The 7801-nt window shown below is 60.3% G+C and carries 9 protein-coding genes; 7 read left to right on the top strand and 2 right to left on the bottom strand.

Annotation, left to right across the window (positions count from 1 at the left end):
- Window positions 1-297: 297 nt before the first annotated feature.
- Complete coding sequence (locus ACMNI9_RS11285) at window positions 298-741, bottom strand: universal stress protein (RefSeq protein ID WP_216529980.1); 444 nt, start codon at window positions 739-741, stop codon at window positions 298-300.
- 63 nt (window positions 742-804) lie between these two features.
- The gene (locus ACMNI9_RS11280) at window positions 805-1518 is read right to left on the bottom strand and encodes a sulfite exporter TauE/SafE family protein (RefSeq protein ID WP_114567306.1); all 714 of its coding nucleotides are present in this window, start codon (window positions 1516-1518) and stop codon (window positions 805-807) included.
- Between the two features lie 76 nt (window positions 1519-1594).
- On the opposite strand from ACMNI9_RS11280, the gene pxpB reads away from it, so the two are divergent.
- From pxpB to ACMNI9_RS11245, 7 genes are all read left to right on the top strand, one after another.
- Window positions 1595-2323, top strand: coding sequence for a 5-oxoprolinase subunit PxpB (gene pxpB, locus ACMNI9_RS11275; RefSeq protein ID WP_225749725.1), 729 nt, complete (start codon window positions 1595-1597; stop codon window positions 2321-2323).
- 1 nt (window position 2324) lies between these two features.
- Window positions 2325-3500 (top strand): biotin-dependent carboxyltransferase family protein, encoded by a 1176-nt coding sequence (locus tag ACMNI9_RS11270; RefSeq protein ID WP_216529978.1) that lies wholly within the window; start codon window positions 2325-2327, stop codon window positions 3498-3500.
- A gap of 26 nt (window positions 3501-3526) precedes the next feature.
- The gene (gene accB / locus ACMNI9_RS11265) at window positions 3527-3997 is read left to right on the top strand and encodes an acetyl-CoA carboxylase biotin carboxyl carrier protein (RefSeq protein WP_114567309.1); all 471 of its coding nucleotides are present in this window, start codon (window positions 3527-3529) and stop codon (window positions 3995-3997) included.
- Window positions 3998-4009: 12 nt separating this feature from the next.
- The gene (gene accC / locus ACMNI9_RS11260; RefSeq protein WP_418832184.1) at window positions 4010-5359 is read left to right on the top strand and encodes an acetyl-CoA carboxylase biotin carboxylase subunit; all 1350 of its coding nucleotides are present in this window, start codon (window positions 4010-4012) and stop codon (window positions 5357-5359) included.
- A 99-nt stretch (window positions 5360-5458) separates the two neighbouring features.
- Complete coding sequence (locus ACMNI9_RS11255; protein ID WP_418832181.1) at window positions 5459-6298, top strand: putative hydro-lyase; 840 nt, start codon at window positions 5459-5461, stop codon at window positions 6296-6298.
- Window positions 6299-6501: 203 nt separating this feature from the next.
- On the top strand, window positions 6502-7572 hold the full coding sequence (locus tag ACMNI9_RS11250) for a PDDEXK nuclease domain-containing protein (protein WP_418832178.1): 1071 nt from the start codon (window positions 6502-6504) through the stop codon (window positions 7570-7572).
- A 31-nt stretch (window positions 7573-7603) separates the two neighbouring features.
- The coding region (locus ACMNI9_RS11245) for a LamB/YcsF family protein (RefSeq protein WP_418832176.1) at window positions 7604-7801 on the top strand (198 nt) is incomplete at its 3' end.

Here is a 7801-nt window from a genome sequence, read left to right as displayed (position 1 = left end):
CCGAGCCTAGTCCTCGGCCGAATCGCCGAAGAAGAGCCCTGCCGCCGGGGTTTGCGCGAGCATGCCCGAATCAAACGGCCCGATCCCGAAAAAGCAATTGACAAAACCATAGAAACACCCCCCAAACGTTTCGGGTTCTTGGCATCCCAGCAAAAGCGCCGCCCACACGGACGGCGCTTGAAACACGATGCAACCCATCACGCACGCAACCTAGCGCGCACGGCCCCAACCTGCAAGCTCCAAGCGCGTGCCGAAGCAGCAACGCCCGAGCCGTCGCACGCTCAAGCCCAAGCAAGTCTAGTCTTGCTTGACCACCAAAACGTCGCAACGCATGTTGCGAATCAGGAACGTGGACACGCTGCCCACGAACACGTACTTGATGTTGGACAGGCCGCGTTCTCCGCATATAACCAGATCGGGGTCTGCCGGCTCGATCAGCTGCTTCGCCAGCGTGTCGGTAATGCGTCCCGCGCGCACGGTCAAGTCGACCGACGGGATGTTCTCGTTCGCCTGGGCCTCTGCCAGCAAATCGGCCAAATCAGCCTCGATGCGCTTCTTGCCCTCAACGCACAGCGCTTCGAAGTCAACGCCCGAAGCCTCGTACGGAACCGAATCGATAACATGACCGAACATCAGATCGGCGTGGTTGTCCGCCGCGAGCGCTATTGCACGCTGGGCCACTGCCTCCTGCGTCGACGCCCCGTCGAGCGCCGCAAAAATACGCGTGTACCGCTGTGCCATGACCGCTCCTTCCCTACTGTTGCCGTGCCTTTATTGTAACCCAATTCCAACTCGGCGGCGAAACTACGAAGTTATCAGGAGGATGACACCTATGCACAGCAGCATGACGTACGTAAGCTTGAGAAACTTTTCCTGGCTGATTTTCTTTTGCAGCTTGTTGCCCAAGAAGGTGGCGAGCACGGCCAACGGGATGCACAGCACGATAATCTGCAACACGTCCCCGGTGAAATTCCCCTGTTGAAACGCAATGCCAGCATAGATGAGATTGAGGATCGTCCACGTAGCCGAAAGCGTGATGCGGAACTGCTGACGATCGCGCAGCTTCTGCACGGCGTAGATAACCAGCAGCGCACCGCCCGACACGAACATGCCCTGAATAAGCCCCGCAAGCGCCAGGATAATCCACAAGGCCCACTCCGGCATGAACTTCTGCTGGGGAACAATCAGGTTCTTCAGGCCGATCGCAATGACAACCACGCCGTATATCTTCAGCAGCACGTGAAGCGGCATAAGCGTGTCCAGCCAAATGCCCACGAACATGAACACCACCATAACGCCGATGATCTTGCCCAGTTCGCGCCAGTTCACGCTCTTCAGGTTCAAAACGGTCAGCAACCCGCACGCGAAAAAGCCCATGGCGTTGAGAATCGCCACGGTGGAGTGCAGCCCCAACAGCGTGGTGCCCACCGGCATCGCGAAGATATTGCCCGCGAATCCCGTAATAGCCTGAACGGTGTAGGCGAAGAAGAACGCCGCCAAGAAGAGCGCTTTTTCCATATATGCTACAATCAATCCTTATTCATAACGACCCAGCGTACCAGTGTAGCATCTACACGCCAAGGAATGGACGAGCATGGCGGGATTCACCATCACCATCGCGGGAGACTCGGCCCTTAACCTCGAGTTCGCAAAAACGATTTCGGCGGAAACCAGCGCCAAGATTCGCATGGCTGCGGAAAACCTTACGGCCGACCCCATCGCGGGCGTCACCGAGCTGGTGCCTACGTTTTGCTCGCTTATGGTGTACTACAACCCCTTGATCGTTACGTTCGATGAGCTTTCCGCGAAGCTGCGGGGCAAGCTGCGCGACGTGGAAGAAGCTGATTTGAGCGTGCGTAAGATCGTCCCCATCCCCGTGTGCTACGGAGGGGAATTCGGCCCCGACCTGGCAAATGTGGCAGAGCATGCAGGCATGTCCGAAGAAGAAGTCATCGCCATACACACCGGGCGCGACTACCTTATAGATATGCTGGGCTTTCTTCCTGGCTTCGCCTATTTGGGCGGCTTGGACGAACGCCTGCACACGCCGCGCCTAGCCGTTCCCCGTACGCGCATCGAGCCGGGCAGCGTGGGCATCGGCGGCGCTCAAACGGGCATTTACCCGCTGGCTTCGCCGGGCGGCTGGCAGATCATCGGCCGCACGCCGCTGCGTCCCTACGACCCCGACCGCGAGGATCCCATTCTGTACGCTGCGGGAGAATACCTGCGATTCGTGCCCATAACGCCCGAAGAGTACACCGCCATAGAGGCACGGCTCGCCGCCGGCACGTACTCGTACGGCATTTTCGTGGAAGGCGAGTAACATGGGTCTTGTCGTGAAAAAACCCGGCGTCATCACCACCGTTCAAGACAACGGCCGCTTCGGATACCAAGGCAGCGGGTTCGCCACGAACGGCGTCATGGATCGCCGAGCATACGCCATCGCCAACCTGCTTGTGGAAAACGACCCCGACGCCCCCGTGCTGGAGTTCGCGCTCGCAGGCCCCACGGTGCGCTTCACCACGAACTCAATCATAGCCATCACAGGCGGCGATTTCTCCCCCACGTTGGACAGCAAGCCGATTCCCATGTACGCGGCAATCACGGTGCGTCGCGGCTCCATACTGCGGTTCAAAGCACCCCGAACCGGCTGCTACGGCTACCTGGCCATTGCCGGAGGAAGCGTGCGCGTACCTGAGATCATGGGCAGCCGCTCGACCAATCTCAAGTGCGAGCTGGGCGGATGGCGCGGAGGCGCGCTGACTACCGGGGACTACCTGCCCTTCACCACGAAAAGCGTGGACTTCCTGCCGAACCTCGGGTCCCATCGCATCGACAACGATGACGAGTTCTACCAGTTCGATCAAGACGAAATCGTGGTACGCGTGGTGCCCGGACCGCAAGAGGATATGTTTGCCGACGAAGGAATCGAAACCTTTTACAGCCAGCCGTTCACCACCACGACGAAATGTGACCGCATGGGCTACCGCCTGGACGGTCCCGTTATCAAGACGAAGCACGGCTCGGACATCGTGTCCGACGGCATCGCCCTTGGCGCCGTGCAGGTTCCGTCGCACGGCAGGCCCATCATCATGTTGGCCGACCGGCAGACCACCGGCGGATACGCCAAAATAGGCACGGTGGCCACGGTGGACATACCCCGGCTCGTGCAGCGACCCCCGGGACGCAAAATCCGCTTCGAGCCCATCTCCGTCCAGGAAGCGCAGCGCTTGCTGCGCGACGAAGCCCACCTGTTCGAAGCGCTGGCACTCAAGGTGCGCCGACCAAGCGCCGACGGCATATCGCCCCGTCGAACGGCGCGGAGGCTTACCCCCATCTTGGAAGAGCAAGCGCGCAAATCGCAGGCCGACACCTTGTGGATCGACCGCGCCGATCGCGCTGAACGCGTCGGAAACCGCAACGTTTTAGGAACCGTACGCACGTCGAACGACGAGAAGATCGCAACACCGGAAACCACCGCCCACCGCACGACGGTATGAGCGAACGAGAGATACGAGGAGACGTCATGAACACGAAAGCCATCGAAGAGCTGATCGCCATTATGGACAAGGCCGAGCTCACGGCCCTGCGCGTTGACGACGGCGACCTGAAGATCGAGCTCGAGCGCAACCACGGGCCGCTCTCGTCCACCGCTTTGCCGCTCATGGCCGATCGCGTCAGCGCCCTGTTGGCCGGAAAAACCGAAAGCCACGAAGCCGCAGCCGTGGATGCCAGCGACGACGATCATTCCATCCTGGTGCGCAGCCCCATGGTGGGCATGTTCTACCTTGCCCCCAGCCCGGACGAGGATCCGTTCGTGAAGGTGGGCCAGGAAGTGCTGTCCGGCCAAACGCTGGCCATCGTCGAGGCCATGAAGATGATGAACGAGATCACCACGCCCGCACCCGGCATCGTGATGGAAGTGCTTGCCGCAAACGGCTCCCAAGTTGAATACGATCAGCCGCTGTTCCGCATCGCCACCGGCGACCACGCCTAAGGCGGCCCGCTCATGTTCGAGAAGATCCTCATCGCCAACCGCGGCGAGATCGCGGTTCGCATCATCCGCGCATGCCGTGCCATGGGCATCAAGACAGTGGCCGTGTACTCCACCGCCGACAAGCACTCGCTTCACGTGTACCTTGCCGACGAGAGCGTGTGCATCGGCCCGCCGGCCGCGCGCGACTCTTACCTGAACATCGCGGCCATCCTGTCGGCGGCGAAAGGCACGGGCGCGCAAGCCATCCACCCGGGCTACGGATTCCTGTCCGAAAACTCCACGTTCGCCAAGCTCTGCCGCGAAAACGACATCGTGTTCATAGGCCCGGCCCCCGAGGTCATCGACCGCATGGGCAATAAAAGCCAAGCGCGCAAGACCATGATGGAAGCGGGCGTCCCGGTGGTTCCCGGCACGAAGGAGCCGGTGCACCACCCGGAAGAAGCCCTGGTCATAGCCCGCGAAATTGGCTGGCCCATCATGATCAAGGCATCGTCGGGCGGCGGCGGGAAGGGCATGCGCGTCAGCTTGTCCGAGACGGACTTCGCCGAGCAGTTCAGCATCGCACAGCGCGAGAGCGTGGGCGCGTTCGGGGACAACACCATGTACCTGGAGCGCTGCGTCATGAACCCGCGGCATGTCGAGGTGCAGGTGATCGCCGATACGCACGGCACCGTGGTGGCGCTGGGAGAGCGCGATTGCTCCGTGCAGCGCAATCACCAAAAGATGATCGAGGAAAGCCCTTCGCCCGTTATGACGGACGAGGTCCGCAGCGAAATGCTGGCCGCAGCAGTGCGCGCCGCGCAAGCCGTGGGGTACTCGTCGGCGGGCACCATCGAGTTTTTGCTGGACGACCAGCTGAATTACTACTTCATGGAAATGAACACGCGCATTCAGGTGGAGCATCCCGTAACCGAAATGGTCACGGGAACCGACCTGGTGCAGGAGATGATTCGCGTGGCGGCGGGCGACCCGCTCACGTTCACGCAGGACGACATCACCTATCGCGGGCACGCCATCGAGTGCCGCGTGAACGCCGAGGAACCCGAGCGCGGCTTCCTGCCTTCCCCTGGCGTCATATCGCAGATGCACCTGCCCGGCGGCAACGGCGTGCGCGTGGACACGGCGGCGTACGACGGCTACGACGTGTCGCCCTACTACGATTCGATGATCGCAAAAATTATCGTGCACGGACGCGACCGCACCGAAGCCATCGCCAAAATGCGCACCGCCCTTGAGGAAATGGTGGTCGTGGGCGTGAAGACGAACCTGGACTTCCAGTACGCCATCATGGAGAACGAGACGTTCGCCGCCGGCACAGCCGACACCAGCTTCATCGAGCGCTTCATGAAGGGCGAGGTTTGATCCGCGGACGAAGCTTCGTTTAGCGACGTCGAACGCGGAATCGAGAAGCCCTTTCGTCATCTTGGACAAGACCGCAGCTACCAAGAAGGGAGTTCTACCATGCTGAATGCTCCGCAACCCGCCAAACCCGAAGGCGTTGCCGAGGACGTTTGGGCGCAGATGCTTGCCGCATCGCCCGTTGAAGCGCGGCGCCTCATCCGAACCGGCCAGTTCACAGCGCCGACCAGCGGTCTATGCCCCGGATACGCGCAGGCGAACCTCATCGTGCTGCCGAAAGAGCAAGCTTACGACTTCCTGCTGTTCGCGCAGCGCAACCCCAAGCCGTGCCCGCTTCTCGAAGTGACCGAGGTGGGTGCGCGCGAGGCCACCATCTGCGCCACCGACTGCGACATCGCCACCGACTTCCCGCGCTACCGCATCTACGAACACGGCAAGCTGGTGGCCGAAGTGGAGAACGTCCAGGATTACTGGCGCGACGATCTGGTGTCGTTCGTCATCGGCTGCTCGTTCTCGTTCGAAAGCGAGCTCATCGAGGCCGGCATCGAGATTCGGCACAACACCATGGGCTGCAACGTGCCCATGTACCTGACCGGCGTGCCGTGCACGCCCGCCGGCAGCATGTCCGGCAACATGGTCATGTCGATGCGCCCCATCCCCTACAACCAGGTGGTGAAGGCGGTGCAGATCTCCGGCACCATCCCGAAAGTGCACGGCGCGCCCATCCACATCGGCGACCCCACCGCCATCGGCGTGAACGACATCATGCGCCCCGAGTTCGGCGATCCGGTGGAAATCCGCGAGGGCGAAGTTCCCGTGTTCTGGGCATGCGGCGTCACGCCTCAGTCCATCGTGATGAACAGCAAGCCGCCTTTCGCCATCACGCACGCACCGGGCTGCATGCTGATCACCGACACGAAGAACATCGACCTGAAAGAGTAAGAAGGCACCTAGACTCGCTCGAAGAAAACGAGGGCTTCGCGTAAAGCCCTCGTTTTGCTATACTGCGCGAACAAAGACCCAGTGCAGGCGCCGCTTCCAAACAGACGGCCCATAGACGGCAGCTCGTTCCCCCGCTGCCCGTACCACGCCTGCAAGATCCAGCAAGATCTTCTCACCCCCGGGAACCGAAGAGGAGACTTGTCATGTCCCATGAAGAACTCGCATCCTACCAGTCCGTTTTCAACGACATCAAACTTGCATTGGAACAGGGGCGGCGGCGTGCGGCCACGCACGTGAACCACGAGATGCTGATCACGTACTGGAACATCGGACGCATCATCGTGGAGCACGAACAGACGAACCCCAATCGCGCGGAATACGGCACCGCCACGCTCAGGCGATTATCTCGGGAATTGACCGAGACATACGGCAAGGGGTTTTCCGTGTCGAACATCCAGTTCATGAGACGATTCTACCTTGCATATGAAAAACAACAGACGCTGTCTGTTAAATTGAGCTGGTCGTATTATTGCGAGCTCTTGATCATTTCCGACCTCGACAAGCGACACTTCTACGAATGCGAATGCATCGCAGCGGCCTGGTCGGCGCGCGAGCTCAAGCGGCAGATAGCAACATCACTGTACGAGCGTCGGCTTCTGTCTGGCGGCGCCTCGAACCCGCAGCGCAAACTTGCCCCCTCGAACGACAAATCCCACGCCCTTCAACCAATCGACATCATCAAAGACCCGTACGTATTCGAATTCCTAGGAATACCCGACAACGCTTCCCTTCCGGAAAGCGAATTGGAACGCGTGCTCGTCGCTCATATGGAGAAGTTCCTTCTCGAGCTGGGCCAAGGCTTCATGTTCGTGGGGACTCAGCAGCGAATCACGCTCAACAACGCCCACTATTACGTCGACATGGTCTTCTACAACAAGCTGCTTCGAGCGTACGTGCTCGTCGAATTGAAAACCTCCAAACTGATGCCGGAAGCCGTCGGGCAGATCAACATGTACTTGAACTACTACGCCCGCGAAATGAACGACGAATTCGACAACCCTCCCATCGGCATCATTTTATGCACTGACAAAGACGCCGTCACAGCCGAATACGCACTCGGCGGGCTGCAGAATGCCATTTTCGCGTCACGCTACGTCTCCCACGTGCCCGACAAGGAACAGCTGGTGCAGCAAGCAGAACGCGCACTGATGGATTGGGAGCGATCTGAAAGCGCGCGAAGCACTCGCAGGGCGCAGACCGTTGCTTTACAATAGGAATCAAACCACGTAAGAAAGAAAGGTGCTTATGTACCGAATCGACCTCAACAGCGACCTGGGCGAAAGCTTCGGACGCTACACGCTGGGACTGGACGACCAGATCATTCCGCTTGTTTCAAGCGCGAACGTCGCGTGCGGACAGCATGCAGGCGACCCGATGGTCATGCGCAAGACGGTCGGCATGGCAAAGGACGCCGGCATCGCCATCGGCGCGCATCCGGGCTAC

The sequence above is a fragment of the Paraeggerthella sp. genome (genome assembly GCF_048427265.1).
GTDB lineage: Bacteria > Actinomycetota > Coriobacteriia > Coriobacteriales > Eggerthellaceae > Paraeggerthella > Paraeggerthella hominis.
The sequence above is the reverse complement of the archived record's forward strand: the minus strand, read 5'-3'. Positions and strand labels throughout refer to the sequence as shown.